Raw genomic sequence first — 24,930 nt, 5'->3', positions numbered from 1 at the left:
GATAACCACTGCCAACCAACATAGCAAGTGCACCAATCCAAACGAGCCAATGCTCTCTAAAATTCGCAACAAAACGACCGGCTTGTTTTTCAAGCCAGCTTTTCTCATGGGTAACTAAACTCGAGACAGATACACGTTCTGTTGATCTTGTCTCAGATAATGCTGGCTGTTTTTCAATGACCGTCTCTTGTTCATAGTTTGAACACTCGCTTGGCGAAGGAGCGTTATCAACACGAGCGGATGGCATACTAGGTTGAGCATCAGCAACAGACTCTGCAGGATCGGGCGAGGCTTGAGTACGCTCAGTTGGATTAAACAATTGGCTATGCAGCAACCGTAATTGACGTTCAAGCAAAGAAAGCCGAAGTTCTAATTTGGATAATCGCCTCGTGGCATAAAATCCATACAGCAATGCAGCAAGTGCAATTAATGTAATAACCAAGCGTTTTCTCCCTATGTGATTGTCGATCCCTTAGCTTGCATTTAGGAACAGGCATTGTTGAGGTATGGATATTATATCAACAGACAAACAATGCAACCGTATGTATAAATTCCCGCTAGGGCCATTTCCATTGATGATAAACGACACCGCGAAGAGATGATGGCATCATTCACTGTTACTTGACTATGGTGTTTTTCTCTTCAAACGCGAATTGATGATATCTTCTATCAGTTTTTGCTCTTTCTTCGCTTTTTCATAACGCTGCTTCGCTCGCCAGCGATCAAGGACTTTTTCTAGCCCTTGAACTCGAGCATGCTTATGGGCTAGCTGTTTTTGCATTGACGAGCACTGTGCTTCAATCACGGCTTGTTCATGTTCATGGTGCAAGAGCAATTTTTGGAGCATTTGATCAACTCGATTTAAATTCATCAATGTCGTGCTATTTAATCTTGGCGTCATCAATGCTGATTGACTGGAATCATGCTTCAGCGCAGACAATTTTTCGAGTTGGGTCTGTAAATGAGCGTGCCGTTGCCGAGTCTCATCAAGTTCTACCCCGATCCGATCACGCTGTTTTTCTTCCATCAATTGCAATTTACCGACAGCTTTTAGCTTAGCTTCCATCATTTATCACCGACTGTGATTGAAATAACTGAGCAAGCTGAGTCAAGCTAGTCGAATAGTCGACCGATTCATTCGCGGCTTGTTGTAAGTAGTTTCTTAACTGAGGGTAAATCGCTACCGAGCGATCCAGTTCAGGATCTTGCCCTGGTTGATACCCCCCTAATGGCAGTAATTCTTTTACTTGCAGGTAATTTGAATAAAGCAACCTGAATTGATTAGCAATGGTATTGTGGGTATCTTGCGTGCACGCAGTCATACAGCGACTGATTGAAGCATTGATGTCAATTGCAGGATAGTGTCCTTGTTCGGCGAGCTGACGTGACAAGACAATGTGCCCATCAAGGATAGCGCGAGCAGAATCCACCACCGGATCTTGCTGATCATCCCCTTCGGCTAACACCGTGTAAATTGCCGTCATGCTGCCATGTAGATTATCGCTATTGCCCGCTCTCTCAAGTAATTGTGGAAGCATGCCAAAAACTGACGGTGGATATCCTCTTGATGCCGGTGGTTCACCTAGCGATAAGGCAATTTCACGCTGAGCCATGGCGTAACGAGTTAATGAATCCATCAACAGTAGTACATCCTTGCCTTGATCGCGGAAATATTCCGCCACACGATGGCATAATAAAGTGGCACGTAATCGCATTAACGGTGATTCATCAGCAGGGGCGGCAATAACAATCGCTTTTCGACGCGTTTCTGGGGTAAAGTTACGTTCAACAAACTCCCTGACTTCTCTGCCCCGCTCACCAATTAAGCCGACAACGATAACATCCGCCTCGGTATTTTGCGTGATCATTCCCATTAAAACGCTTTTTCCCACGCCACTACCAGCCATCAGGCCAATTCGTTGACCTTTTCCTACTGTCAGCAACCCATTGATCGCCCTGACCCCAACATTAAGAGGGGTATCGACTGAGCGGCGTTTTAATGGGTTAATTGGCTTGGGTTCAAGAGAGACTCGCTCACCGCCTTTTAATGCAGGCTCGTCATCCAATGCTTCACCAAGACCATTGACGACACGGCCGAGCCATTGGCTACTTAATTGCACGGTACTATCGCCATCAAGCGGAATCACTTTCGCTCCCGCAAATAAGCCGCCTAAACGGCGAATCGGCATCAAATAAGCAACGGTATGGTCAAACCCTACCACCTGAGCTTCGATCATGTCGCCTTCATCAGTCTCAACCAAACAACGCTGTTCCAACTTAAAACGGCAACCAACAGCTTGCAGCATTAAACCGCTCACTTTGACTAGTCGACCGGTAACTCGAGCAATAGGCACTGAATCCAGCGAGGCAATGGCCTCACTCATTCGCTCATTTAACAAATCTCGAAATGCAGGATTACTCATTAACAACGTCTGCCTGCGGAAGCACCACTTCGTCTAAAAGGTGTTGCTTGATATTATCCATACAATCTTCTAGGCGAGAATGGCAACTGGCATCGGCTTCTGCATCCTCAGTCACTAGATGACACCCTCCCACTGGCAACTCGGGTTTAGCAACCAGCTTCCAGTTTGCTGCTAGCTCGGTATTAATCTGAGTAATACGTTCTAAATCTTGCGGGTTAAGATAAACCGTCACGGTCTCATGTTTACCCGGCATCGCTTCTAACGTCTCATCGACTAAGGCTAGAATTTGCTGCGGCATCAAAGTTAACTCAGCACGAATCACTTGCTGGGCTACCTTTTGTACCAACTGACAAATAACATGGCGCTGTTGTTGTTCTTTTTCGACTTGCCAACGCGATAATGCTTTATATAACTCATGAACCGGTTGAACAGCCTCTGTGAACATTTTTTTTCCTGCTTGTTCACCGGAAACAAATCCTTTTTGGAAACCTTCTTTCTGTCCTTCAAGCACTCCTTGCTGAACGCCTTGGTCTAATCCCTGACGAAATCCCTCTTCATGGCCTTGCTCCATTCCTTGCTGAAAGCCCGCTTCTAAACGTTGCTGTAAGTCAATTGGCGACGTTGGCTGTTCACTCTCTAGACTCAATCGCTCATCAATCGTATTCGCTTGCGCTAAAGGTGGAAACCGATGACGACGATAAGCCGCTGGGGATAAGCGCATTTTTTTTGACATGAACATATTGCTAGAATCAGCCATGTTACTACTCCACCGTTGGCTCTTGGTATAACAGTAATTCTATTTCGCCCGCTTCACTGAGTTCACGGATCAATTCCATGATCTCTTGACGAGCCCGCTCGACACGGCTTAAGCCAACCGCACCTCGCATTTGCATGTCATCTTCTAGAGCTTTAACCATGCGCTGAGGCATCGAACGCTTAATGGCTTGCTGTAAGGTAATGTCTGCTCCTTTCAAGGCGACAGCCCACAGCTCCATCGGAACCTGTTGAACTAACACGTCCATGGTTTCTTCTTTTTGACGAGCTAATATCATGAAATCAAACATATTCTGTTCAATTTCACGCACCACGTCTTCATCATGTAGTTTGAGCATCTCCATCAATGAAGCGCGATCACCTTCAAAGCGATTGATGATATCGGCAACCTGTTTAACCCCCGTTAACGGGGCGCTCTGACTGGTTGAAACCTGCTCAATACAACGCTCAATCAAATCATTCAAATCGGCAGTAACCTGATGATCAATATCTTGCAACCGTGCGATACGGAACAGCAATTCATCGTGGTAATCGGCTGGCAAAAACTTCAATACTGCCGATGAACTGTCTGCGGGTAAATAAGCCAGAAAAATCGCCTGCATTTGCGGATGTTCATTGGCAATAAAACGGGCTAATACTTCCGCATCTACCCATTGCAGTCGCTGCATATTATTGCGAATCTCATCCCCGTAAAGATTATTCAATAACCCTTTGGCTAAATCGTTACCAAGCGCTTTACGCAAGGTATTTGATAAATACTCTTTAGAAGCGCCACGGATGCCACTGTGTTCACGAAAATCTTCAAAAAAATGTTGGATGATTACTCTTGCCATATCGCTCTTGATACTGCTCAATCGAGCCATGGCTCGGGTCACTCGCTGAGTTTCATCCCGATTAAAATGCTGCAGGACTTTCGCTGCAGCGTCTTCGCCCATTCCTAATAAGACAAGAGCGGTCTGCTCTACATGACTAAGCGTCTGCTTTTGCGTCGACTGCACTGTGTTCATTCACATTTACCCATTGTTTTAATACTTCAGCTACCCGCTCAGGCTCTTCATTTGCGATAAGCTGCAAATGCTTCAATTGAATTTCAAGCGGTGAACCAGAGGGCGGTAACATGTCACTGTTGACATCTAGACCGGATGAAACTGCGATACCTTTTTCAGCCAAACGTCGATTCAATGTGGCTTCGTGTTCACGCTCTTCTCGGGTTTGAACATTGTCATAAGTGACTTCTTCTTGTGGTTCAGACAACTCAAGTTCTTGCTTACGCTGATCGGCACCGGTGAGATGCATAATCAATGGTCGTAGCACAAAGAGAATCATCGCCATACACAACACACCACCAATGACATAACGAATCGGTTGCTGCACGGTTGGATCTTGCCACCAAGGCAAGGCAGGGGTGGCTTCGATATCCATTGGTGTAAAGTTAAAGCTCATCAGACTCAAGCGGTCACCTCGATCTTCAGTGATGCCAACCGCATCCATCAACATATTCAAGATCTGTGTTTTTTCACTCTCAGTCCAACCGTTCCCATCAGGGGAGGCTTGTGAGTTAATCAGTACAGAAACGTTCAATTTTTCAACTTGTCCCTGTTGATATTGAGTACGACGAATACTGCTACCAAGCGCGAATTGTCGATTAATCTCTGAGCGAGCATTGGTATTTTGGCTTTCCTTGGCCTGCGTTTTCGCTTTAGCACCGGTTACGGGGGGTTTATTACTGAGTGAGCCGGGGATACCCAACGCAATCTGGTCAATAACATTGCTTTGGATACTGTGTTCACTGCGTACTACCGGCGAGTCATCGACAATCTCTTGTGTTTCTTCGATCTGGCTAAAATTCATATGCGCCGTTACTTGTACTCGAAAATTACTTGGCCCCACAATCGGTGTCAGCATGTCAGATGCACGTTGAATGACTTGTTTTTCAACATTTTTTTGGTATTCCAAGAATTTAACGTTCACTTTGCCTGTTTCTAGCGAGGCAACATCGGCACTCAACAGTCGTCCATATTGGTCGATGACCGAAACAAACTCCGGTTTCATTCCTGTTACGCTACCAACGATCAAGTTAATAATCGCTTCGACTTGATCCGGTTTTAAGTCTTCACCGGGTTTCAACTCCAACATCACAGAAGCCGATGGGTTCTCTGTATTCTGGCGAACAAAAAGCGTTTGACGAGGAATAGCCAAGTGAACTCGAGCATTAGATACCGCATTGAGTGAAATGATCGTACGGACCAACTCCCCCTCTAAACCATGCTTATAGCGGGCAGTTTCCATAAATTGGCTGGTTCCCAAAGAGCTATCTTCTTTCAGCGAATCTAACCCTGTTGGCAATTTTGCTTTGACCCCTTTAGTTGCAAGCAGCATTCGAATCCGAGCAACATCACCTTCGGGCACAAGTACTTGCCCATTTTGCTCTTGCATGCGGTAACTGATACCTTCATTTTCAAGTACGGAGATGATCTCTCCAATATCAAAGCGCTCTTGCTGGCTGTATAAAGGCCTAAAACTTTGCGAAGAACTCCAAAGCGCAACAACAATGATCGCCGCCACAATCGCCGCTAGCACAGCAGAAAGCACTAAGTTTCGCTGGCTACTAGACCATAATTTTTTGATTTTAAAAGAAAGGTCACCCATGCCTTTTAGCGAGCTTGCTTGCGCTGTTGGAGTCACAGCGGGTTGAATGGTGGCCGCTCCTGCCACCTGAGTCGATAATTCAGCCATTATTACACCGGCATCTTCATAATATCTTCAAAGGAAGTGACCACCTTATTGCGAACTTGCATTAAGGCACTAAAGGACAAACTGGCTTTTTGACTTGCGATCATTGCCCCGGTTAAATCATCACTTAGCCCGCTATCAACCTCAGCCATCTTTTGACTCGCGACAGACTGATGTTGGTTGACCGTATCTAATACATTGGTTATCGCTTGTGAAAAAGAGAGCGGAGGGTTTAGGTCTTTGACATCCAATGGATTGGCCTTAACAATAAATTCAGGTTGTTGGACATGCGTACGCATGATGTCCATTTTAGAAAGCATGAGCTGCTCTGCAGATACTGCATTATTTAATGGTTGACTAGCCATCATATTTCTCCTTTAGGCTGCCGAGCCAAGTACTGATTGTAAATCGATGCCATACTCACGCATCGCCGCAAGCTTGTATCTTAAAGCACGAGTCGTGACCCCGAGCGCATCAGCGGTTTTTGTACGATTACCACCAAACTGACGTAACTTATCCAAAATAAACTGAAACTCGGCTTGTTTTTTCGCTTCGATATGTCCAAAACTGGCGACACGATCTACTGAGGATGCTTGAACCGCCAATTCCACCGGCAACATCAAATCTGGAGCAGTAATATAATCACCATGACGCATGATCAGTGCTCGCTGAATAACGTTTTCTAATTCTCGAATATTTCCAGGCCAGTGGTATTGACTCAACGCGACGACCGCATCTTGAGACAGATAGCATTGACTGCGTCCTTGATATTTTTCGATAAAGAAATGACTAATTGGTAAAATATCTTCCTTACGCTCTCTTAATGGTGGCCAATGCAGCGGAAGTACGTCTAAACGGTAATAGAGATCTTCACGAAAAGTTCCTTTTTGCACTTCCTCACATAGATTTTTATTGGTCGCTGCAATGATTCGGATATCCAGATCAATCACTTTGTGGCTGCCAACTCTTTCCACCTGACGCTCTTGAAGTACACGTAATAACTTAGCTTGAACCGCCGGCGACATATCACCGATTTCATCAAGTAAAATGGTTCCACCATGGGCTTCTTCAAATTTACCACTTTGTGAAGTGGTAGCTCCGGTAAAAGCCCCTTTAACATGACCAAATAAGACCGCTTCTAACATCGATTCTGGAATGGCCGCACAGTTAACAGCAATAAAAGGCCCTGTTGCACAGGCACTGTGTTCATGTATATAACGAGCTAACACTTCCTTACCGGTACCAGACTCACCAGTAATCAGCACACTGGCAGAAGTACAAGCAGCACGATGGGCTAGTTGCAAAACCTGCTTACTTCGCCAAGATTCAGCAACAATATTGGCGAGAGGCTTTTCCAGTGCTTCAACTCGAGTCAGTAAACTCACAAGCTGATTCGTTTCAAATGGGCGCAACAAATAGTCGGTTGCTCCCGCTTTCATTGTCTCTGCCGCCAAAATGCCTTGCTCTTGCTCAACAATAGCAATCACCACACCTGAGTGAGAGTGCTTTTGATGACACGCGACAAACTCCCGAATACACATATCGGGTAGGTTAGAGCTTACCAAGGTAATTTTGGCTCGCGTTTCTAATAAAGCACTGCGTCCGGTACGAGCGTGGCGAGGAGCATAGCCAGCCTTGTGTAAAACATTTAAAACAGGCTGAGCAAAAGCATCATTTGGCTCAACCAATAAAACTTCCATCTTCGCCATCATTCAACCATTACCTTTTATCATTTGTGTGTCATGTTGATCGTAAGGAACGACGTCTTCATTACCTTTCACCAGCCTCAGTGTAATGCGCCGATTTTTCGCTCTTCCACCAACCGTCTGATTGTTTGCAATAGGATAACGTGAGCCATGCGCTCTTATCTCAATCAGGGTGTTATCCACGCCCAATTGAATAAGCGCTTGTGCTACTGTCTCTGCTCGTTTCCTAGCGACAACAAGATTCGACGCTGATGAACCGAGATTATCGGTATATCCATCAATCAAAATTCGGCTGATGCGAGAATCCTTGTTGATATAGCTGCTTAAGGCGTCCAGTTGCTGCACTTGATCAGGCGACAATGCGATTTGCCCAGAAGCAAACCACAAGACAACGTCTCGCGCTTGAGCAAAGGTCATTTTCGGCAGTTCTGAACGACAGTGATTAAACAACTCAAGTGATGATTGGCTATGAATTGTCGGCACAATTAATGTCATGGAACCTTGATTTCCAGTGAAGGATAATTGGATCCAACGGCCATGTTGTATATCACCTAAAAGCTCAACAATACGCTGATTAAATCTAAATGTTGTTTGGTGTTTTTTGGGCTCAAGTGTGTCGATCACTAAAATTTTAGAATCTCTTTGCCATGGTGCTTGAATACTCTGGAGTTCAGCTTGACTCCATTTATCATTACCACTTACTTTTGCCACAAAAGAAATATCACTATTAGAAACCGAGCGGAAATAAAACTTCCCCTGCGGAACTTCCGAGTGAATTAAATTACATTCCAATTGACTTCCTTGAAATGACCAATCAGACAAATCCATCGGTATATTAATTTTATTTTCAGAAGCATATAAGATCATCGAAAAAAATAATAAATAAGCAGCAAAAAACAATGTAAAAAAATTTTTCATCTTTTGATACTTCTGATTATTCGATGATTTTGAGAAGATGTTTAGATATGCCTTATTACTGTTTTTTAGGCCATAAAATGTCATATAAAAACCTTAACCTGAGCCAACATCCTTGCTTTCCACTGTCTATTTTTAAAGCAAGATCCGTTGCTCAATAAGATTCAAACCATCATGACGATTTTATACAAAACGGCTTTTAACAGACAAATACCACCAAGTATAAAAAAACGTCAAAACGCTCAAAAAAAAATTATTTTTGTTATCTAATTAATGGTGAGTAAATTACCTTTTTTTGGAGTTTAATTGAACAACACTTTGTCAAGCCAATGTCAAAACGTGAAGCAATGTCACATTATCAAAATATCGAGCTAATAAAAAATAAATAACCCTGTGTAAACTGTCGTCCAAACCGGAAATAAATACCATTTGTTAAAATAAAGCAAAATATAGGTAAAGCAGAGTTTAAATGGCTAATTCAGACGAGCAGATTTTAAATGTAGAATTATTAGGCAAACCAATTCACATTATACGTGAAAAATTGTTTGACTTAATTTCAGAGTCTTGTAATGGCTTAACTCATGAGCTACAGAAATGGCTAAAAACCAACCAAATTGAATCGCAGTTGCAGGCTGTCGAGTTACACTCTTTTTCACCAGCAGAAATGGAAGCGGCTCACACCTCGACATTGCGGCATCAAGCCGGTGGTTTGATCTATATTCATACTGATACAGCACTATTAATAACACTGGCTGATCGCTTTTATGGTGCACCGGTAGCGCGCACAACGTTGTCTTTAACAAGCAGTGACATCCGGATCCAAGAAAAAATCAGTAAGTTAATGGGCGATTGGTTAGCGCCAAGTCATATGTGGCAACATGATCATTTCCAGCCCACAAGTGGTATTGGTCTTGATGTGCAAATCACCGTGACGCTGAATGAATGTGTCGGTTTGATCCACCTGAAATTGGATGGACAATTAATACAAACACTTATCGACCAATTTGAACTTCAATCGCAGTCAGATCTCACCTTGCCGTTCAAAACAGCGTTAATGTCTACTCCTGTACGTCTTAACGCGATACTAGCCAAAAAAACCATGCCGTTGAGTGAGGTTATACAACTTCAGGCGGAAGATATTTTGCCCATCGAGCTTCTAAATAACGTTCCTTTAAGCATTGGTAACCAAACGCTTTTTTCCGGTCGCGTTGCTGAAAACGACGGCCAACTCGTATTGATTTTTAACCAAAATAGGGAATCGCACTCATGAGCGAATCTTTTGATAACACCACGTTCGACACCGACGATATTAACTTTGATAACTTTCAACTTGAAGATCTTGATGCCGAGGTCTCTACCGCTGCACCGACGGTGACTGAACGCGATCTCAGCTTTTTTAAACATATTCCGGTCACCGTTACTTTAGAGGTTGCAAGTAAAGAAATTACTCTAGGCGACTTGATGAAAGCCGGTGAAGGTACTGTGCTTGAGTTAGACAAACTCAATGGTGAACCACTGGATGTTAAAGTTAACGGTGCTCTCATGGGACATGCCGAAGTGGTGGTGATTAATGACAAGTATGGCTTAAGACTTATCGATGTTCTTGATTCAGCCTTAGCTGGTGTCGGTCAATAAACCGTGATAAACCAAAGCATATCAATCGACTCAAACCGCGCACTATGGATGGCAATCTTGTTATTGAGCATGATGTCATTTCCAACATTTGCCACCGAAGGTGGGGTGACTTTTCTATCGGTGAGTGATGGCCAAACACAGCAAGAATACAGTGTCAAATTACAGATCCTGTTATTAATGACGGCATTAAGCTTCTTGCCTGCTTTTGTTTTAATGGCTACAAGCTTTACCCGGATTATCGTTGTATTAGCCATTCTCAGGCAGGCTTTAGGTTTGCAGCAAAGTCCGCCGAACCGAGTGCTTGTCGGTATCGCACTCTCACTGAGTATTTTGATCATGAGACCGGTTTGGTCTGACATCTACGAGAATGCTTTTCAACCTTATGATGATGGCGAAATAACGCTCGTTCAAGCATTTGCGATAGCTGAGCAGCCGGTTAGAAATTTCATGCTTGCTCAAACGCATCAAAGCGCTCTAGAACAAATGCTGCGCATTGCTAATGAACCCATAAACCAAAAGGTGGAAGATATTTCCTTTGCTGTTGTACTTCCTGCCTTTGTGATTAGCGAATTAAAAACCGCTTTTCAGATAGGTTTTATGCTGTTTATTCCTTTCCTTGTGATTGATTTGGTCGTTGCTAGTGTACTCATGGCGATGGGGATGATGATGCTATCGCCGCTGATCGTCTCGCTGCCTTTCAAATTGATGGTTTTCGTTTTAGTTGATGGGTGGGCGATGACGGTTGGCACCTTATCTGCCAGTTTTGGCTAACAAGGAGAAATCGCTCATGACACCTGAAATGACCGTGACCTTATTTACAGATGCAGTCTGGATGATCATATTGATCGTGGCGGTTTTAGTGGTTCCCGGCCTTGTTTTGGGGTTAGGCATCGCGGTATTTCAAGCCGCCACGCAAATTAACGAACAAACATTAAGCTTTCTTCCCAAACTCTTAGTCACGCTGCTTATGGTTATTTTTGCTGGGCACTGGATGCTGCGCAACATCATGGAACTGTTTGATTACTTATTCCATAACATTCCGGGGATGATCGGTTAATGGCCTTCACCTTTACTGAACTTTCTGCGCTGCTTGGTCAATTATGGTGGCCTTTTTTTCGTATTGGTGCTGTCTTTATCTCAATGCCTTTTTTAGGCGATGCGCTGATCCCCGTTTGGGTACGGAGCTTATTGGCATTATCGATTGTCGTGATTTCAGCCCCTCTCATGCCAGCGATGCCTGAAGTGGAGTTATTCTCTCTCACCTCTTTATTTTTAGCTTTTGAACAAGCCATCTGGGGCATGATGTTTGGTTTAATTCTCCACCTGCTTTTCACTATTTTCACCATGCTAGGCCAAATTGTTTCATTGCAAATGGGGCTAGGCATGGCAATGATGAATGACCCTGTCAATGGGCTCTCTGTCGCTATTTTAGGTCGCGTTTTCTTACTATTTTCTACCTTGCTATTTTTAGCCTTAGAGGGGCATTTGCTCGTTATTGATATTTTAATTCAAAGCTTTGTGATCTGGCCGGTCGGCTCTGGTCTCTCTCTCCTGTCTATACAAGGAGTGATCAATATTTTTGGGTGGATGTTTACTTCAGTGCTCGCCCTTGCATTACCGGCGATCGTATCGATGTTACTTGCCAACCTCAGCTTTGGTGTGATGAACCGTGCCGCGCCAGCCTTAAATATATACGCACTGGGGTTTCCAATGACGATGCTGCTGGGCTTATTTAGTGTACTGATTTCCATCTCGGGTGTACCAAGCCGTTATACCATCTTAGTTCACGATGCGTTGCAGTATTTGCATCGCTTTATGATGGGGGGAGTATGAGCGATCAATCGTCACAGGATAAAACCGAAAAAGCCTCCCCGCAAAAAATAAAAAAGGCAAGACAGGAGGGGCAAATTCCACGCGCAAAAGAATTGACAACCGCGGTCATTTTCTTAGCCGTTACCCTCTACTTTTATGCGCAATTTCCGCAAATTTGCCAACGTATCATCGGCATATTTCGTTACAACATGACATTGACCAAAGACGATCTGGCCTCGCCAAATCAAATGATCGAACAATTGGGCCAAACTCTCGCCATACTGATTGAACTGCTACTCCCCATGTTTGTGGTCATTATTGTGGTCAGCATCGCTAGTACATTGTTACTGGGAGGCTGGCTATTTCGTCCTGCCAATGTGCTCCCCAAGTTAAGCAAACTCAACCCACTTTCCGGGCTAAAACGCATGTTTTCAACTCGCTCTTTGGTTGAGCTGATAAAATCCACCCTCAAGGTCAGTGTGATTTTTGCCATGTTGTATGGTTATTTAGATAATCATCTCCAACCCTTGTTAGGTATGCAAAATTTACCACTCAACCAAGGCGTGACAATAATCATGTCTATTTTATTTGATGGCCTGCTCTTGATGGGATTTGCTTTGTTGATCTTTGGTGTGATTGATGTCCCGTACCAACGATGGGAACACTTAAAACAGTTAAAAATGACAAAGCAAGAGCTAAAAGAAGAGTTTAAGAATAACGAAGGTCGCCCCGAGATCAAACAGCGCATTCGTCAGATACAACAGCAATTTGCACGCCGTAAAATCGAAAAAATGGTTCCCACTGCCGATGTCATCATCACCAACCCAACTCACTACGCGGTGGCATTAAAGTACGACACTAACCTAGCTGAAGCGCCATTTGTGGTGGCAAAGGGAGTAGATGAAACCGCCCTTCACATTCAAAGAATTGCCCGAGAAAATCATGTGGAAATTATTCATGCTCCACCGTTGACTCGATCCATTTATCATACAACCGCCATCGAACAAGCGATTCCAAGTCAACTTTATATTGCTGTCGCTCATATTCTGACCTACGTATTGCAATTAAAGGCTTTTCGCAAAGGCGCGGGTAAAAAACCCCATCCATTACCCATTTTCTCGATACCTAAACACCTGCAACACTGATTAACCTGTGTTTACCCAAGGATACCTGAGCATGCTTAACCGGTTACAACAGATCCAAACTTCCACAAAAGGCTACATCGGCATACCCATTGTATTGTTGATGGTATTAGCGATGGTCATCTTGCCACTGCCACCATTATTGCTGGATGCTCTCTTTACCTTCAATATTGTTCTCGCCATTTTGGTTTTGCTCGTCAGTACAACCGCAAAGAGACCTCTTGATTTCTCTATCTTTCCAACCCTATTGCTGGTTGCAACACTCTTACGACTGACATTGAACGTTGCATCAACTCGGATTGTATTGCTTGAAGGGCACAACGGTGGCGACGCCGCCGGTAAAGTCATTCAAGCTTTCGGTGAGGTGGTTATTGGTGGTAACTATGTCGTGGGTATGGTGGTTTTTGTTATTTTGATGATCATTAACTTCGTTGTGATCACAAAAGGCGGCGAACGTATCTCCGAGGTATCTGCCCGCTTTACTCTCGATGCTCTGCCCGGAAAACAGATGGCGATTGATGCCGATTTAAACGCTGGGTTAATTGATCAAGAAACCGCGAAATCAAGGCGCAAAGAAGTAGCAAACGAGGCCGACTTTCATGGTTCAATGGACGGTGCTTCTAAGTTTATTCGGGGAGATGCCGTTGCTGGCCTACTGATCTTATTTATCAATATTATCGGAGGTATTAGCATTGGTGTGTTTGAACATGGCCTTTCTGCCTCTGAAGCATTTAAAACCTATGCCCTACTCACCATTGGTGATGGTCTGGTTGCACAAATTCCGTCACTACTGCTAGCAACCGCTGCTGCCATCATCGTTACCCGAATTAATGACACTGACAACGGTATGTCAGAAACCATGCACAAACAATTATTGGCAACCCCAGCCACGTTGTTTACTGTTGCTGGCATTATGGTCATCATCGGTAGTGTGCCCGGTATGCCGCATGTCGCATTTTTTACCTTTTCAGCCGTGCTTGGATTTGCTGGCTGGCGGCAAATGAAAAAACCAGTCCAAGACCATCAAATGGGGCAAATAGAAGCCATATCCCAAGCGATGCACGAGGAAGAAAGCCAACTGACTTGGGACGACATTCCTCATATACACACCCTCGCGCTATCACTTGGTTATCGTCTCGTACACCTAGTCAATAAAGAACAAGGGGCTCCACTGACTCAACGCATTCGGGGTGTAAGACGCAATCTATCAGAACAAGTTGGTTTTTTACTTCCTGAAGTACGAATCCGAGACAACTTGGCATTAAAACCCAATCAATACACCATTGCCTTAAATGGCGAAGTCATTGAGGAGGGTTTTATCGAACCAGATAGGCTCATGGCGATTGCCGTCGGTGAAACCTATGGTGAAATTGACGGTATATTGGGCAGTGATCCCGCCTATCAGTTACCTGCTATTTGGATTGTGCATAATGATAAAGCAAAAGCGCTAAATATGGGTTACCAAGTTGTTGACGACTCAACCGTTATTGCAACTCACATTAGTAAAGTGATGAAAACTAACCTTGCCGATCTTTTCACTCACGATGATGTTGAAGCAATGAACCACCGTTTAATGGCTCAAGCCCCTAAACTAGCGGAAGCGCTCAGCGCAGCCTTAACCCCTGCTCAGCAATTAAAAGTATACCGCCAGCTGTTGCTCGACCAAGTACCACTGAAAGACATCCGTAGTATTGCCAATACCATGTTAGAGTCCTCAGAAAATACCAAAGATCCTATCTTGCTCGCTTCCGACGTTCGCTGCACGTTACGTCGAACGTTAGTCAACTTAATCGCCGGAAAAAAAGACCAAATCAGTGTTTATGCACTTTCCGATGAGTTAGAACAAATCCTGCTCACTTCACTACAGCAAGCACAACAAAATGGGCCGACAATGCTCGATAGTTTCCCGATTGAACCGAATATCTTAAGGCAATTTCAACAGAACTTACCTTTGATCAAGCAACAGTTAAAACAACAAGGACTGACGCCAATTTTATTAGTTATGCCGCAATTACGTCCCTTATTGGCTCGATACGCACGTACTTTCACCCAAGGTCTAGCCGTTTTATCCTATAATGAAATTCCTGAAAATAAACAAATCAATGTGGTAGGAAATCTTGGCTAATCTCACTTCAGCACAAGCAATCTATTTGCATTTATGCAAATTAATGAAGCAAAACATCACCACTGATGATGATAAAATTGTGTATGACGCTTTTATTAATCAGGATATTCGCCACGCTTGCCAAGCAATCCGGCAAGCGCATTCGGGGGAGGTTGAATTTCAACACCTCACACTACGTTTTGGCTACTCTGGTGAGCAAAGTGTTTACCACTTTGATTTATCAGAAACCATGGTGTTATGTTTAGATCTCTACAGCCTTTATTTAGCCATTCGTCAGGCACAGTTTCAAATGGAAACCTTTCATCCCGATCTGATCAGTAACGTAGTGGTTCCTATTCGGATAAGTGCACTATTATGGGAAAGTGGCACACGCTATCTCAATCAGGCTATCGAACATCACGCCAAAGCCTTCAAGCATATAATCCCGTCAATACAATTAGATAGCACTGCGTATCATAGCGATCATTGCGCTGAACTTATCGAAAAACTACGCGAAAATGCTTTTTTACTCTGGATAGAAGTCTCCACCAATCAACCTGACTTAGACCGCATTCATACCTTTAAACCAGACATGATCAAATTAGTCGTCAATTTAGAAGACAAAACACACAGAGAAGCGTTTTTACCGATTGCGCGATTCTTAAGAAAATATCGTTACACATGGGTAGCAAGCCGAGTCGCCAATCAAAATGAACTCAACCACTATCGACTCTTAGGAGCCAGTTATTACTTTGGCTATTTCAGTGATATACCATCATCCGTCTCATTTAAAGCTCCAACATTGGAATAAACCTCACTAAAACCAAGCAAAATTGGATAAATAAAAAAATTTCTTCATTTTTAATTAATCTTCTTGGCCAATCATCCGCCTCTAGTCATTAGCTAGGGAATTTCCCGAAGCCTGAAAAAATAATTAAGAACCCAAGGAGACTTAAGATGGCTTTATCGATGCACACTAACTACGCTTCACTTGTTACTCAGAACACACTAAACAACACAAGTGGTCTTTTAAATACCGCCATGGAGCGTTTGAGCACCGGTTTTCGTGTCAATTCAGCTGCTGATGACGCCGCTGGTCTACAAATCGCCAACCGCCTTGAAGCTCAGTCTCGTGGCATGAATGTTGCGATGCGTAATGCACAAGATGGCATCTCTATGATGCAAACGGCAGAAGGTGCGATGGATGAAATGACCAACATCGTTTTTCGCATGAACGATTTGGCGACCCAATCACTCAACGGCTCAAACAGTGCAGCTGACCGCACTGCGATGGACACTGAATTTAAACAGCTAACCGCTGAGCTTACCAACATCATGAGCAACACTGCTTTTGGTGGTCAAAAGCTATTAGCAGGCGGTGGTTTTGCAGCAGGCGCGGTGAACTTCCAAATCGGAGCCTCTTCTGCAGAAACACTTGCGGTTAACGCTAAAGATAGTATTGGAAAAGTTGCAGAAACACTTGCAGATGCCGCTATTACTGATGGTATCGGTGATGCAGACAAAGCTAAAGCCGCACTGGATAAAATCAGTGGTGCAGCAGGTCTAATTTCAGAGCTAGGTGAAACCCGCGCTCAATTTGGTGCCAACATTAACCGCCTAGAGCACACAATGACTAACCTTGGCAACATGGTTGAGAACACCACAGCAGCTAAAGGCCGTATCATGGATGCAGACTTCGCGGTTGAATCATCGAACATGACGAAGAACCAAATGTTGATGCAAGCGGGCACCACCGTATTGTCTCAAACCAACCAACTACCAGGTATGGCGATGTCTCTACTTCGTTAATGCGAAGCTGTCATTCTGTATCCCAAAACCTCCCATCGGGAGGTTTTTTAATCACATCACCCCAAAAGAAAAAATAACCCGACTATAGCGCAAGTTATCGGAAGTGCGGAACATCACAAGAGGAATTCATACTTCCGCAAACAGACACAAATAACAATAACGCTTTGATTTTATATGAATAAATATTAGGCACACATTTTGCGTTAACAATTAATCTCAGTAATAAGTCTCGACATTATTGTTCGATTTGCATGACCAAAATATAGATGAGATAAGGAATGACCTCATGAGTTCAATCGATCCAATTTCAATGGCCACGCAATTGGCCACTTACGATGTACAAGCGTTTCAGCAACGTTATAAAACTCAGTCAGACCGCTATCAAACGCAACTGACAGCACTCGGAAAAGTAGAAAGTGCATTGCGAGAATTTCGCACCGCGGTTAATGAAATGAATAACCGTACCAGTGGCATCGTAAAAAATTCAGCGACCCTGTCTCAAGAAGGCTTCTTTAGTAGTAACGCTAATGCCAATGCTCTTCCTGGCCACTACCAAGTTTTTATTGAACAAGTAGCCAGCTCTCATCAACTCGCAACAGACATGCCTGATGATTTACAGGCGACAAGCTTAATTCCAGCCACAGGAACATTGGATTTTACAATTGATGGCAAAACCATGAGTGTCGAACTAGCTAGCGTCGATCGTGATGGTGATGGCCAAGCAACGATGGCTGAACTGGTCACAACCATTAATAACCACGATGATAACCCAGGAGTGAACGCTACCTTAGTCCGCTCTAACGGACAAACTCATTTCATGTTATCGAGTACTAAAACCGGGGTAACCAATAGCATTAATGTCAGTGCCAGTGGCACAGGACAAGCTTGGTTTGAAGACGCTTTCCTCAATACAACGGAAATCAGCGCACCTCAGGATGCGGTGATTTGGTTAGGCGCACAAAATACAGGGCTAAAGCTCACAAACGCAAGTAATCAATTCGAAGGCGTCATTGATGGCGTCGACATTACCGTCACTAAGGCGCAAAGCGCTGGTGAGTCGCCTATTAGCTTAGAGGTTGGCCCAGACAATGACGGGACAAAAGAACAAGTCGATAAATTTATTGAAACCTACAATAACTTAGTCTCTACACTCGATGAGTATGGCCGAATCGGTGGAGAGAATAAACAACGTGGTGCCTTAGCAAATGACCCAACGCTACGTTCAATTCAAAGCCAATTAACCGCCATTACTCGAAATGAATTCAATGGCATGCGTCTCAGTGATGTGGGCATCACCTCAAGTCGAGATGGCAAACTTTCCGTCAACAATGAGCGTTTCAAAGAAGCACAAAAAAACAACAGTGCAGGAATTGAAGCCATGTTTAATGGCAAGGATGCGCTGTTAGATCGCCTCGATAACATGGCCGAACCATTTTTAAAATTTTCATCAGGACTATTTAGCTCCCGCAAAGAAGCGCTACGTTCAAGTATGGATCGAATTGCCGACAAACAAACCACCCTAGAACGGAAATACGATACTTCTTATAAACGCTATCTGAAACAATTTACCCAAATGAACACTTTAATGACTCAAATGAACCAGACCATGTCGATGTTTGGTCAAACCCATTAGGAGACCTATTTATGCTACTGGATTCAGGCTACGATTCATACCAACAAGTCGACCTTGATGCACAAGCTGCTGCCGCGACCCCGCATCAATTAGTCGTTATGCTGATTGATGGCTTATTGGATGAATTAGAACGTGTACGTGGCCACCTCACCGCTGGTCGTTTGGCCGAAAAAGGGATTGGTATCAACAAATGCATGAATATTCTTATTGGATTAACCAGCGCATTAGATGAAGAAAATGGCGGAGAAATCGCACAAAACCTTCACCAACTTTATGATTTTTGTCAGGTTGAGCTTTATACCGCCAGTGTACAAAATGAGGCTGCGCGACTCAGCAATGTAGAACATGTCATGCGTAATATTCGAGAAGGCTGGGTCAACTTTGGCAAACAAGCATAACCTTCTATCAAGCTACCTGCTTCAGTTAGCCCAACGAATCGACGCCGCACAAAAAGCCTCAGATTGGGAGGCTTTACATCATTATGATGCCAAAGTCAGGACGCTACTTTCAACCCAACGATCAGCGCTTAGTGATCCTGAACTCGGTGCAGAATGGCAACGATTAAAAGCCGCACATATGGCTGCATTTACTGCGCTAAACGTCGCCACTAAACAGTTAAAACAAGACATGCTTATGCTTGATGCGCAACAAGAACGAGCCATGGCTTATCAACTCTCAATGCCAATGGAGATAATCGAATGATCGCTATTTCATCGCCTAGTTCTGCCGTTTCTTCGCAAGATTTGGACGCTCCTAAAATTGGCAAAAATACCAGTGAACCGTCGCTATCGGGCTCTATGCCCGCCTTTGGACAATATCTACGCCAATCCAATCCAGCGTCAAACACGGATGAGCTAAAGTTTGAGGATAGCCAATATCAAATCGCTATCGATGATCTCCACCTCACCGATGCTACACAGCTCCCAGAAGCTCCATTTGCACAACCGCTCCCTCTTCCAACATTGAGTACTGGTGATACCTTACCAACACAAGAAATTCCTGAGCAAGGTTATTCCTCATTTTGCCAAAGGATCGCCCATGATCCGCTCAATACGCATGAAAACGCATCAACACGCTTACCCCCCATGATGGCTTCGCTAAGCACGGAAACTAAATTTACGCCCTTGGTACCGATGGAAGCGACACAACCGCTATCAGCAGAATTATGGTCAGCCCAAACCAGCCACATCATAAAATCAGTTCAAACGGAAAATCAGAGCTCTTTGAGTACGATGGGAAATTTACCTTCCCCACTTATCGCGCCCATGGTCAATCATGCAGGCCCAGCCATAGATACACCAGCGACACCATTACCAGCCTCTGGCTCACAATGGGCATCCATACAGATCGATACCCAAGCTGGAAAGTGGGGAGAGCAAATGCTGCAAGTACTCCATGACCGAGTCACATTGCAAGCTCAACAACATATGCAAGAAGCAAAAATCCGCCTTGATCCACCCGAGCTAGGAAAACTGGAACTATTGGTGCGTGTTGACGGCGATAAACTCAATGTTCAGATCAACGCCAATAGCACAGCAACACGCGAGGCATTAACTCAAATATCTGAACGTTTACGTGCTGAGCTGCAACAACAAAACTTCGTCCATGTCGAGGTTAATATAGGGACAGGACAAGGCGGTGGTCAACCAAACCACTATCCATCGCAAAAAGAGGAAAATACCCCTATTTTTGTCGCGAGAGTGTCCGCTAACGAAGCACATTCCGCAATGGATACAAATTCAGAACACTGGCTCAATACTCAAGCCTAATTCGTTATCGAGGATAAGATGATGACCAAACCACAAATGTTCGCCATGATTTTCGCTATGCTCATCACCAGTGCTCTCGTTTCTGTCGGCACCGTTGTTGGTGGTGTTTGGTACTTAAAACACACTGGAGAAGAAAACATTATCCAGAGCCTAATTGGAAACGCTCCACTACCGTTCGCTGGCGGAAAGGAACAAGAGGCTAAAGAGCGAACCTTCCACTCTCTCGACCGAGTCGTGCTCACCGTTAAAGGTAAAAAACAACAAACACATTTTGTGATGTTAGAGCTGGCTATTGAAACGCGTAGACCTGAGCAGATTAAAGAAATTGATAACTATATGCCTATCATTCAGAACTCATTGCTCAAGCTGTTTAGTCATAAAACATTTGACGAACTGCAACAAGCAGGAACGATCGAAACCCTACAAAAAGAAGTTAAAGAAACGTTGCTGAAAGCATTTTCAGGAACCCCCATCATCTCAGCAATTGATGATGTTTTATTAACCAAATATGTCGTGCAATAACGGAGTTCATTTATGCTAGATCTGAACTTTCAAGACGAATATGTAACGACAGAACAGATCCCAACATCGAATCACAAAATCGATGAACACGAGTTACTTCAAAAGCATCAGATCATTGTTAAGCGAATCGTAAACCAACTTCGTGTCCATGCGACGACGCATTGTGGTATCGAAGACATGCAGCAAATCGGTCTAATGGCTTTAATTGAGGCGGGACGACGTTATGGCGATATTCAAGACCCTAATTTTCCAGCCTTTGCCGTATGCCGAATTCGAGGGGCGATTTTAGATGAGCTACGACGACTAGATTGGCGCTCACGAAAAACACGTCAGGAAGCACACGAACTCAATGATGTTACTCGAGATCTGACCCGAACATTGGGCCGACCGCCAACTGATGCAGAAATAATTAAAGCGCTCGGCACTGACGAGCAAGATTATTATGCTCGTCAAAATGCAGCCTTAGCGGGTGAAATGCAAAGCCTTGATCAATTACTCGAAATGAACAGTCATGCCCAATTTGGTGGTGATTATGATGGCATGGAGCATGAACACACTCGTCGTAGTCTTGAGTCCGCCATTCAACAATTGACCAAACGCGACCAACTGATACTGACATTATTCTATCAGCATGAACTTAACTTACATGAAATTGCTTTGGTGCTAAATCTCACCCCACCAAGGATATGTCAACTGCACAAGCAAGCACTCAAACAACTTAATCATTACCTGACTTCTTAGGAGTTACTCATGCAAAAAATTTTTGGTGCACTCATCATCCTCATGAGTGTTTTCGGCGGTTATATGTGGGCAGGCGGTAGTATGCTAGCTATTTGGCAACCCGCTGAAATTTTAATTATCGGTGGCGCTGCTATCGGAGCAACCATTGTCGGTAACCCCCCGCAAGTGTTAAAAGAAATGCGGCGACAACTGCGCATGATCTTGTCAGCCCCCAAAGATGAACGTGAGTATTACATGGAGTTGATGGCACTGTTACAAGTTCTACTTGAAACCATTCGCAGCTCTGGCTTTAAGTCTCTCGACACTCATATTGAAACCCCAGAACAAAGCCCAATTTTTGCGCAATATTCGCGTGTTTCACGTGACTTTAGACTCGTTTCTTTCATTACCGACAATTTACGTTTAATGGCAATGGGACAAATGTCGCCTCATGAATTAGAAGGATTACTAGAACAAGAAATCGAAGCAATTCAAACGGATCTTCTGCTTCCTTCCCGTTCATTGCAAAGAACAGCAGAAGCACTACCGGGCTTTGGTATATTGGCCGCTGTTGGTGGCATTATCATTACAATGCAAGCGATTGATGGCTCAATTGCACTGATTGGCTATCACGTTGCTGCCGCCCTTGTCGGCACATTCATTGGTATTTTTGGCTGTTACTGTTTTTTAGACCCAACCAGTAATGCGATGGCGCAACGAGTAAAACGCGATATGTCTGCATTTGAGTGTGTGCGAGCAACCTTAGTCGCTTACATTGCCAAAAAGCCGACACTACTTGCCATCGACGCAGGGCGTAAACATATTCAGCTAGACATAAAACCGACCTTCAATCAGATGGAAAAATGGTTAGCTGAACAGGAGGGTTAATGCAAAAACAAGAACATGTGGTCTTTAAACGCGCTAAAAAGCACGGCCATGATGAACATCATGGCGGCGCATGGAAAGTCGCCTTTGCTGATTTTATGATCGCATTAATGGCCTTATTTCTCGTTTTATGGGTATTACAAGTTGTTGATCAAGATGAGCGCAAAGCCATTGTCGCTCACCTTAACAGTTCAAGTTTTTTTGATCAGAGCTATGGTAATCCGTTCGATACCGCACAAAGCATTTCACCGATTGATTTGGCTCAAGATTCGTCGGTATTAAGTCGACACAATTCAAACCATGTCGTGAGTTCATTTTTTCAGGGCAATGGTGACGGGCCTGAGAGCGACTCACTGATACCGGGCTCGTTTGATACTCAAGAGCAATTAGCCTTACTTGCGAAGGTGATTAATGAAATGATGGCTCAAATAAGCGCTCAGGGTAATGTTAATGTCACCATTACACCACAAGGCTTGAGAGTGGTTCTGCAAGATGATTATAAACAGCATATGTTTAGTCGAGGAGGGGCAAAACTAACGCCTTTTTTTGAAGATTTACTCTTGGAATTGGCTCCGGTGTTTCAACGCATCAGCAACCCATTAATCATCAGTGGTCATACCGATGCTACCCCCTTTAGGCATCAGGTGGGTAAGCAGTCTAATTGGGCTCTGTCAGCCAATCGAGCCGACATGGCAAGAAAAACCTTAGTCGCTGGCGGCATGCCTGAGGAACGGGTGATGCAAGTCACGGGTATGTCTGATCGTGCCTTACTCAACCGAGCGGAACCCGACTCAAGTGAAAACCGAAGGGTTGAGCTGTTTGTGCTGACCACGCCCGCCGCCGCGGTGTTAGATACATTTTTTGGCCATCAAGATGACTCTGCGCTACAAAAAGCCAAAGAGAAAGCTGAATTTAACCAACCGGTTCTACGCAAAGAAGTGTTTTCTGATGCGAGCGATAACACTAAAGCTAACCCGTTGAAAGAAATATAAAACATAGGTCACTGTCAACAGTGGCCTATTCTCTTAATATATCTACTCTCTCTTTTTGAGTGCCGCTATGTATTCAGAACCCAATCAACTTGCTAAAAAAGATGGCTTAAAAAAAGTCTTTCTGTGGCTGATCATTTTAGACTATCTTTTGCTTGGGTTCTTTTTAACTCAATTATGGAATTTATCACTCAATAGTGGCACATTGATTAGCCTACTGCTGCTCATTTACAATGTATTACTCACATTTATCTGTTTTCAAAGAACCAAAAGACAAGATTCCTACATCATTTATCCTATCTTATCGGCGACCTTATTGGCATTTGTCTGTTTTCTGTATTTTTTCTTTTTAGTATAAAAGCACGGTTTAATTTTAAGCAGTGGATCGGACTCCCGATCACCGTCAGTCGCCAATCGATTGACCATATCATCCACCCAAGTATAAACCCATGATGAGCTATTTAAGTAATGCGACTACGCTATGACGCCGTACATTTGCTTGAGCATTCATGGCTTGGAATGTGCCAGTAAAATGTTCTGATGCGTGAATAAACCCCGCTAACATCTCGTTTACCTGAGCCGTTGAGGCAAGGTTTGTTTGCGTTTGCAAGGACTGCATTTGGGTGTGAAGCTGACTATGAAATAACTTAGCTTGATGCAAACTGGCATGGACACGATTCAAATGCTGATTAATTTTAGATATCGATTGCTTGATTCCCTCACGCGACCCTAAATCAAACATTAATTCTGAGACACCTTCTGGCTCCGCTTTCAAATGAATCGCGTTAGCTTGCCCCGCGGGAAAACGATGCCCTTGGCCCGTTACCAGTACCCGCTGCTGCATTTGATGATAAAGCCCTTCTTGTGCCTCAAATACGATGCTGCCATCGTCATTCAACGATGCTCTCATTCCCATCGGAATCACACTACGGTCAAGCATGTTAACCATCCGCTTACCGTCCGATTGGCCATCAAATTGGATCATCACCGATTGACCTTGTGGAAAGTCTAACCGAACATGCTCTGCCTTTTCATTTAGTCGATGAATATTTAATCCTGGGATTGAAAAACGACGGATATCAGCGTTATCCAAGTTTAAGTTCAGCTGATTATCGACCACCCTTTTGCCATCAAATTGAGCCTGTTGTAAAGCCTGATGCAGCGTATTCTTGGACTTGATTAACTCATCTTGCTTAGCTGGCCCACTTTGTGGGCCGCCATTTAAAGCTTGGGTTAACAGTCGCTTCATCCCTGTCAGCTCTTTCCCCATCGTTTGCAAGGACTTTGAGGCAATTTGCACAGAAGTTGCTTGCTGTTGACCTTGTGTCAACAAAAAACCAGAAACAGAATAGGCTGAGA

The 24,930-nt window shown here is 44.0% G+C and carries 27 protein-coding genes and 1 pseudogene; 18 read left to right on the top strand and 10 right to left on the bottom strand.

Features of this window, described 5'->3' with window-relative positions; all coding sequences use genetic code 11:
* From B7C60_RS19195 to B7C60_RS12620, 9 genes and pseudogenes are all read right to left on the bottom strand, one after another.
* A pseudogene (locus tag B7C60_RS19195) lies at nt 1-442 on the bottom strand (hypothetical protein); the annotation flags it as partial.
* 183 nt (nt 443-625) lie between these two features.
* The gene (fliJ, locus tag B7C60_RS12655; protein WP_099611956.1) at nt 626-1,066 is read right to left on the bottom strand and encodes a flagellar export protein FliJ; all 441 of its coding nucleotides are present in this window, start codon (nt 1,064-1,066) and stop codon (nt 626-628) included.
* The gene (fliI, locus tag B7C60_RS12650) at nt 1,056-2,423 is read right to left on the bottom strand and encodes a flagellar protein export ATPase FliI (RefSeq protein WP_099611955.1); all 1,368 of its coding nucleotides are present in this window, start codon (nt 2,421-2,423) and stop codon (nt 1,056-1,058) included. Before fliI ends, fliJ begins: the two co-directional genes overlap by 11 nt.
* On the bottom strand, nt 2,416-3,180 hold the full coding sequence (gene fliH, locus B7C60_RS12645; RefSeq protein ID WP_099611954.1) for a flagellar assembly protein FliH: 765 nt from the start codon (nt 3,178-3,180) through the stop codon (nt 2,416-2,418). The genes fliI and fliH overlap by 8 nt, the downstream gene beginning before the upstream one ends.
* 4 nt (nt 3,181-3,184) lie before the next feature.
* Complete coding sequence (locus tag B7C60_RS12640) at nt 3,185-4,204, bottom strand: flagellar motor switch protein FliG (protein ID WP_099611953.1); 1,020 nt, start codon at nt 4,202-4,204, stop codon at nt 3,185-3,187.
* Nucleotides 4,167-5,933, bottom strand: a complete 1,767-nt coding sequence (gene fliF / locus B7C60_RS12635) for a flagellar basal-body MS-ring/collar protein FliF (RefSeq protein WP_099611952.1) — start codon at nt 5,931-5,933, stop codon at nt 4,167-4,169. The genes B7C60_RS12640 and fliF overlap by 38 nt, the downstream gene beginning before the upstream one ends.
* A gap of 2 nt (nt 5,934-5,935) precedes the next feature.
* Nucleotides 5,936-6,295: a flagellar hook-basal body complex protein FliE gene (gene fliE, locus B7C60_RS12630; RefSeq protein ID WP_099611951.1), complete on the bottom strand. Its 360-nt coding sequence runs from the start codon at nt 6,293-6,295 to the stop codon at nt 5,936-5,938.
* Between the two features lie 12 nt (nt 6,296-6,307).
* Nucleotides 6,308-7,639, bottom strand: a complete 1,332-nt coding sequence (locus B7C60_RS12625) for a sigma-54-dependent transcriptional regulator (protein ID WP_161427746.1) — start codon at nt 7,637-7,639, stop codon at nt 6,308-6,310.
* Nucleotides 7,640-7,642: 3 nt separating this feature from the next.
* Nucleotides 7,643-8,638 carry a MotY family protein gene (locus tag B7C60_RS12620; RefSeq protein WP_099611949.1) on the bottom strand — a complete coding sequence of 332 codons (996 nt, stop codon included), beginning with the start codon at nt 8,636-8,638 and terminating at the stop codon, nt 7,643-7,645.
* A 382-nt stretch (nt 8,639-9,020) separates the two neighbouring features.
* Between B7C60_RS12620 and B7C60_RS12615 the strand changes: the two genes are divergently transcribed.
* The 18 genes from B7C60_RS12615 (at nt 9,021) to B7C60_RS12530 (ending at nt 23,929) form a co-directional block, all read left to right on the top strand.
* Nucleotides 9,021-9,821, top strand: coding sequence for a FliM/FliN family flagellar motor switch protein (locus B7C60_RS12615; protein WP_099611948.1), 801 nt, complete (start codon nt 9,021-9,023; stop codon nt 9,819-9,821).
* Nucleotides 9,818-10,186: a flagellar motor switch protein FliN gene (gene fliN, locus B7C60_RS12610; RefSeq protein WP_099611947.1), complete on the top strand. Its 369-nt coding sequence runs from the start codon at nt 9,818-9,820 to the stop codon at nt 10,184-10,186. The genes B7C60_RS12615 and fliN overlap by 4 nt, the downstream gene beginning before the upstream one ends.
* A gap of 48 nt (nt 10,187-10,234) precedes the next feature.
* Nucleotides 10,235-10,957, top strand: coding sequence for a flagellar type III secretion system pore protein FliP (gene fliP, locus B7C60_RS12605; RefSeq protein ID WP_099611946.1), 723 nt, complete (start codon nt 10,235-10,237; stop codon nt 10,955-10,957).
* A gap of 16 nt (nt 10,958-10,973) precedes the next feature.
* A complete protein-coding gene (gene fliQ, locus B7C60_RS12600) occupies nt 10,974-11,243 on the top strand; it encodes a flagellar biosynthesis protein FliQ (RefSeq protein ID WP_099611945.1) in 270 nt (89 codons plus the stop codon).
* A complete protein-coding gene (gene fliR, locus B7C60_RS12595; protein WP_099611944.1) occupies nt 11,243-12,019 on the top strand; it encodes a flagellar biosynthetic protein FliR in 777 nt (258 codons plus the stop codon). The genes fliQ and fliR overlap by 1 nt, the downstream gene beginning before the upstream one ends.
* Nucleotides 12,016-13,143, top strand: coding sequence for a flagellar biosynthesis protein FlhB (flhB, locus tag B7C60_RS12590; RefSeq protein ID WP_099611943.1), 1,128 nt, complete (start codon nt 12,016-12,018; stop codon nt 13,141-13,143). Before fliR ends, flhB begins: the two co-directional genes overlap by 4 nt.
* A gap of 31 nt (nt 13,144-13,174) precedes the next feature.
* On the top strand, nt 13,175-15,265 hold the full coding sequence (gene flhA, locus B7C60_RS12585; RefSeq protein ID WP_099611942.1) for a flagellar biosynthesis protein FlhA: 2,091 nt from the start codon (nt 13,175-13,177) through the stop codon (nt 15,263-15,265).
* Nucleotides 15,258-16,055, top strand: a complete 798-nt coding sequence (locus tag B7C60_RS12580) for an EAL domain-containing protein (RefSeq protein WP_099611941.1) — start codon at nt 15,258-15,260, stop codon at nt 16,053-16,055. The genes flhA and B7C60_RS12580 overlap by 8 nt, the downstream gene beginning before the upstream one ends.
* Nucleotides 16,056-16,201: 146 nt before the next feature.
* Nucleotides 16,202-17,053, top strand: coding sequence for a lateral flagellin LafA (lafA, locus tag B7C60_RS12575; protein ID WP_099611940.1), 852 nt, complete (start codon nt 16,202-16,204; stop codon nt 17,051-17,053).
* Nucleotides 17,054-17,339: 286 nt separating this feature from the next.
* A complete protein-coding gene (fliD, locus tag B7C60_RS12570) occupies nt 17,340-18,686 on the top strand; it encodes a flagellar filament capping protein FliD (RefSeq protein WP_099611939.1) in 1,347 nt (448 codons plus the stop codon).
* 11 nt (nt 18,687-18,697) lie between these two features.
* Nucleotides 18,698-19,084, top strand: a complete 387-nt coding sequence (gene fliS / locus B7C60_RS12565; RefSeq protein ID WP_099611938.1) for a flagellar export chaperone FliS — start codon at nt 18,698-18,700, stop codon at nt 19,082-19,084.
* Complete coding sequence (locus B7C60_RS12560; RefSeq protein ID WP_099611937.1) at nt 19,068-19,388, top strand: LafD; 321 nt, start codon at nt 19,068-19,070, stop codon at nt 19,386-19,388. Before fliS ends, B7C60_RS12560 begins: the two co-directional genes overlap by 17 nt.
* Nucleotides 19,385-20,455 carry a flagellar hook-length control protein FliK gene (locus B7C60_RS12555; protein WP_245869361.1) on the top strand — a complete coding sequence of 357 codons (1,071 nt, stop codon included), beginning with the start codon at nt 19,385-19,387 and terminating at the stop codon, nt 20,453-20,455. The genes B7C60_RS12560 and B7C60_RS12555 overlap by 4 nt, the downstream gene beginning before the upstream one ends.
* Nucleotides 20,456-20,476: 21 nt before the next feature.
* A complete protein-coding gene (locus B7C60_RS12550) occupies nt 20,477-20,977 on the top strand; it encodes a flagellar basal body-associated FliL family protein (RefSeq protein ID WP_099611936.1) in 501 nt (166 codons plus the stop codon).
* Nucleotides 20,978-20,989: 12 nt separating this feature from the next.
* The gene (locus B7C60_RS12545) at nt 20,990-21,718 is read left to right on the top strand and encodes a FliA/WhiG family RNA polymerase sigma factor (RefSeq protein WP_099611935.1); all 729 of its coding nucleotides are present in this window, start codon (nt 20,990-20,992) and stop codon (nt 21,716-21,718) included.
* 9 nt (nt 21,719-21,727) lie between these two features.
* The gene (gene motA, locus B7C60_RS12540; protein ID WP_099611934.1) at nt 21,728-22,585 is read left to right on the top strand and encodes a flagellar motor stator protein MotA; all 858 of its coding nucleotides are present in this window, start codon (nt 21,728-21,730) and stop codon (nt 22,583-22,585) included.
* The gene (locus B7C60_RS12535) at nt 22,585-23,574 is read left to right on the top strand and encodes a flagellar motor protein MotB (protein WP_099611933.1); all 990 of its coding nucleotides are present in this window, start codon (nt 22,585-22,587) and stop codon (nt 23,572-23,574) included. The genes motA and B7C60_RS12535 overlap by 1 nt, the downstream gene beginning before the upstream one ends.
* A 67-nt stretch (nt 23,575-23,641) precedes the next feature.
* On the top strand, nt 23,642-23,929 hold the full coding sequence (locus tag B7C60_RS12530; protein WP_099611932.1) for a hypothetical protein: 288 nt from the start codon (nt 23,642-23,644) through the stop codon (nt 23,927-23,929).
* Nucleotides 23,930-24,028: 99 nt separating this feature from the next.
* Here B7C60_RS12530 and B7C60_RS12525 read toward each other — a convergent pair.
* The coding region (locus B7C60_RS12525) for a flagellin (protein WP_245869358.1) at nt 24,029-24,930 on the bottom strand (902 nt) is incomplete at its 5' end.

The organism is Vibrio fujianensis (genome assembly GCF_002749895.1).
GTDB classification, from domain to species: Bacteria; Pseudomonadota; Gammaproteobacteria; order Enterobacterales; family Vibrionaceae; genus Vibrio; species Vibrio fujianensis.
The sequence above is the reverse complement of the archived record's forward strand: the minus strand, read 5'-3'. Positions and strand labels throughout refer to the sequence as shown.

Bases quoted from the DNA above. Each gene is read 5' to 3' on its own strand.
- B7C60_RS12620 (WP_099611949.1), bottom strand. From the start codon at position 8,638: ATGACATTTTATGGCCTAAAAAACAGTAATAAGGCATATCTAAACATC.
- fliN (WP_099611947.1), top strand. From the start codon at position 9,818: ATGAGCGAATCTTTTGATAACACCACGTTCGACACCGACGATATTAAC.
- fliE (WP_099611951.1), bottom strand. From the start codon at position 6,295: ATGGCTAGTCAACCATTAAATAATGCAGTATCTGCAGAGCAGCTCATG.
- B7C60_RS12550 (WP_099611936.1), top strand. From the start codon at position 20,477: ATGACCAAACCACAAATGTTCGCCATGATTTTCGCTATGCTCATCACC.
- B7C60_RS12625 (WP_161427746.1), bottom strand. From the start codon at position 7,639: ATGGCGAAGATGGAAGTTTTATTGGTTGAGCCAAATGATGCTTTTGCT.
- fliH (WP_099611954.1), bottom strand. From the start codon at position 3,180: ATGGCTGATTCTAGCAATATGTTCATGTCAAAAAAAATGCGCTTATCC.
- fliQ (WP_099611945.1), top strand. From the start codon at position 10,974: ATGACACCTGAAATGACCGTGACCTTATTTACAGATGCAGTCTGGATG.
- flhA (WP_099611942.1), top strand. From the start codon at position 13,175: ATGCTTAACCGGTTACAACAGATCCAAACTTCCACAAAAGGCTACATC.
- B7C60_RS12615 (WP_099611948.1), top strand. From the start codon at position 9,021: ATGGCTAATTCAGACGAGCAGATTTTAAATGTAGAATTATTAGGCAAA.
- fliD (WP_099611939.1), top strand. From the start codon at position 17,340: ATGAGTTCAATCGATCCAATTTCAATGGCCACGCAATTGGCCACTTAC.
- motA (WP_099611934.1), top strand. From the start codon at position 21,728: ATGCAAAAAATTTTTGGTGCACTCATCATCCTCATGAGTGTTTTCGGC.
- fliF (WP_099611952.1), bottom strand. From the start codon at position 5,933: ATGGCTGAATTATCGACTCAGGTGGCAGGAGCGGCCACCATTCAACCC.
- flhB (WP_099611943.1), top strand. From the start codon at position 12,016: ATGAGCGATCAATCGTCACAGGATAAAACCGAAAAAGCCTCCCCGCAA.
- B7C60_RS12640 (WP_099611953.1), bottom strand. From the start codon at position 4,204: ATGAACACAGTGCAGTCGACGCAAAAGCAGACGCTTAGTCATGTAGAG.
- fliS (WP_099611938.1), top strand. From the start codon at position 18,698: ATGCTACTGGATTCAGGCTACGATTCATACCAACAAGTCGACCTTGAT.
- fliJ (WP_099611956.1), bottom strand. From the start codon at position 1,066: ATGGAAGCTAAGCTAAAAGCTGTCGGTAAATTGCAATTGATGGAAGAA.
- fliR (WP_099611944.1), top strand. From the start codon at position 11,243: ATGGCCTTCACCTTTACTGAACTTTCTGCGCTGCTTGGTCAATTATGG.
- lafA (WP_099611940.1), top strand. From the start codon at position 16,202: ATGGCTTTATCGATGCACACTAACTACGCTTCACTTGTTACTCAGAAC.
- B7C60_RS12545 (WP_099611935.1), top strand. From the start codon at position 20,990: ATGCTAGATCTGAACTTTCAAGACGAATATGTAACGACAGAACAGATC.
- B7C60_RS12535 (WP_099611933.1), top strand. From the start codon at position 22,585: ATGCAAAAACAAGAACATGTGGTCTTTAAACGCGCTAAAAAGCACGGC.
- fliI (WP_099611955.1), bottom strand. From the start codon at position 2,423: ATGAGTAATCCTGCATTTCGAGATTTGTTAAATGAGCGAATGAGTGAG.
- fliP (WP_099611946.1), top strand. From the start codon at position 10,235: ATGGCAATCTTGTTATTGAGCATGATGTCATTTCCAACATTTGCCACC.
- B7C60_RS12530 (WP_099611932.1), top strand. From the start codon at position 23,642: ATGTATTCAGAACCCAATCAACTTGCTAAAAAAGATGGCTTAAAAAAA.
- B7C60_RS12555 (WP_245869361.1), top strand. From the start codon at position 19,385: ATGATCGCTATTTCATCGCCTAGTTCTGCCGTTTCTTCGCAAGATTTG.